We start from the raw sequence: 2,117 nt of genomic DNA, 5'->3' as shown, positions 1-2,117 counted from the left end.
ATCTATGACGGCATGCTGATCGACGACCTGCCGGATTCCGACCGCACGGCCTATTGCCGCACCATGCAGCGCCTGCTCGACCTGCCGATCCGCATCGGCCATGGCGGCCACGGCCCGAGTTTCGATCGCGCCAGAATGCACGAAATTACCTCCTCTTATCTGCGCCGGCGGCAGCGGTTCGTGAGCGCTTCCTGAATTAAATCTTTGTAAGGTCACCGCAAAACCCTAATTCAGGCCATTCGGCGACCTAGATGCTTGTCTGTCGAGACGGCCGGCTGCCATGCACGGCGAGACAGGCAGATCCGGCCATCGGCACGTTGACGGACGCTTCCGTGGGAGCGCCCGCGACGCCGGATCAACTCTCGCCCGGACAGAACGACCATGTCACCATCAAGCATTCTTCGCAGACATCGCGTCGCCGCCCTGCTGGGCGTCGCGCTGATCATTTCGCCCGTCGTCGTCTCCTTTGCCCAGAATAATTCCGGCCTGAGCACGGTGGCCGCGACGACCCAGACCCCGGTCGCCGGCATCACGGCCCCGAACGGCTCCTTCGCCCCGGTCATCGCCGTCACCAAGCCGGCGGTTGTCACAATCACCTCGATCATGAAGGCGCAGCCACAGGCGGGTGATGACGGTTCGCCCCTCGGTGGCAATGTGCCGTTCGACCAGTTCTTCCAGCAGTTCTTCGGCGACCAGGGCATGCCGATGCCGCGCACGCCGCCGCAGCAGCAGGGGCAGCGCGCCGAGGCGCTCGGCTCGGGCTTCATCGTCGGCGCCGACGGCACCATCGTCACCAACAATCACGTCATCGACGGCGCAAGCTCGATCAAGGTGACGCTCGACGACGGCACCGAGCTTCCCGCCAAGCTCGTCGGCCATGACGCCAAGAACGATCTGGCGGTGCTCAAGATCAAGGCCGACAAGCCGCTGCCGACCGTCAAATGGGGGGATTCCAGCAAGCTGATGACCGGCGACCAGGTGCTGGCGATCGGCAATCCGTTCGGCATCGGCACCACCGTCACCGCCGGCATCGTCTCGGCGCGTGGCCGCGACCTGCATAGCGGGCCGTTCGACGATTTCATCCAGATCGACGCGCCGATCAACCACGGCAATTCCGGCGGCCCGCTGGTCGACGTCAACGGCAATGTCATCGGCATCAACACCGCCATCTATTCGCCCAATGGCGGCAGCGTCGGCGTCGGTTTTGCCATCCCTTCGGATCAGGCTGAGAAGGTCGTCGCCAAGCTGATGAAGGGCGGCGACATCGAATATGGCTATCTCGGTGTGCAGATCCAGCCGGTCACGCCGGATGTCGCCAGCGCCATCGGCCTCGAACATCCGGGCGGCGCGCTGGTTTCCCAGGTTACCGACGGATCGCCGGCGGCCAAGGCCGGCATTAAAACCGGCGATGTCATCACCGGCTTCGGCGGCCAGGAGATCAAGGATCCCAAGGACCTGTCGCGCGCCGTCGCCGATGTGTCGCCTGGCGTCAAGGAAACGCTCGATGTCTGGCGCAAGGGCAAGGCGATGCAGATCTCCGCCGATGTCGGCCGCAACGCCGAGGATCAGAAGACGGCGTCGAGCGGCAATGAAGGCAGCAGCCCGTCGGCCGAACAGGGCTTGCGCGTTCCCTCGCTCGGCCTCGGCCTGACCGACCTCACGCCCGATATCCGCGACCAGCTCAACCTTGCCGGCAACCAGCGCGGCGCGGTGGTCGAGCGGGTCAATCCGGACAAGGCGGCTTCGGTCGCCGGCATCCAGCCGGGCGACGTCATCGTCGGCGTCGACCAGACGCCGGTGAAGACGGCCAGGCAGGCCAACCAGGCGATCGCCGAGGCCGGCAAGTCCGGCAGGAAGTCTGTTCTCCTGCTGATCGATCGCGGTGACGCGCAGATCTTCGTCGCCGTGCCTTTCGCCGCCGGCTGAGAAGCGCTTCGACAGGGGCCTGCCGGCATCTCCGGCGGGCTCCACTCTCAAGATTTCTGTTGCCCCCCGAGGCGTATTCGAGAACACTCCCTACGGTCGATCGAATCCGGCACGAGGGATGTCTTGATGATCACGCGCGGCTTCTTTTCCGGACGGCGTCCCCCTTCCGACACCGATGCGCGCATTCCGCC

Annotated in this window: 1 protein-coding gene and 1 pseudogene; both read left to right on the top strand. The window is 65.1% G+C overall.

The features are described 5' to 3' along the window. Window positions 1–195, top strand: a pseudogene (locus EOA27_RS33380) (MBL fold metallo-hydrolase); the annotation flags it as partial. A gap of 186 nt (window positions 196–381) precedes the next feature. Continuing rightward, window positions 382–1,926: a DegQ family serine endoprotease gene (locus tag EOA27_RS33375; RefSeq protein ID WP_126079929.1), complete on the top strand. Its 1,545-nt coding sequence runs from the start codon at window positions 382–384 to the stop codon at window positions 1,924–1,926. Window positions 1,927–2,117 lie beyond the last annotated feature (191 nt).

Origin of the sequence: Mesorhizobium sp. M2A.F.Ca.ET.037.01.1.1 (genome assembly GCF_003998075.1) — a bacterium.
Classification (GTDB): Bacteria; Pseudomonadota; Alphaproteobacteria; order Rhizobiales; family Rhizobiaceae; genus Mesorhizobium.
This window is presented reverse-complemented; position numbering and strand designations above follow the sequence as displayed.

What these genes read in the sequence shown, in the direction of transcription:
- EOA27_RS33375 (WP_126079929.1), top strand. Translation starts at nt 382, where the DNA reads ATGTCACCATCAAGCATTCTTCGCAGACATCGCGTCGCCGCCCTGCTG.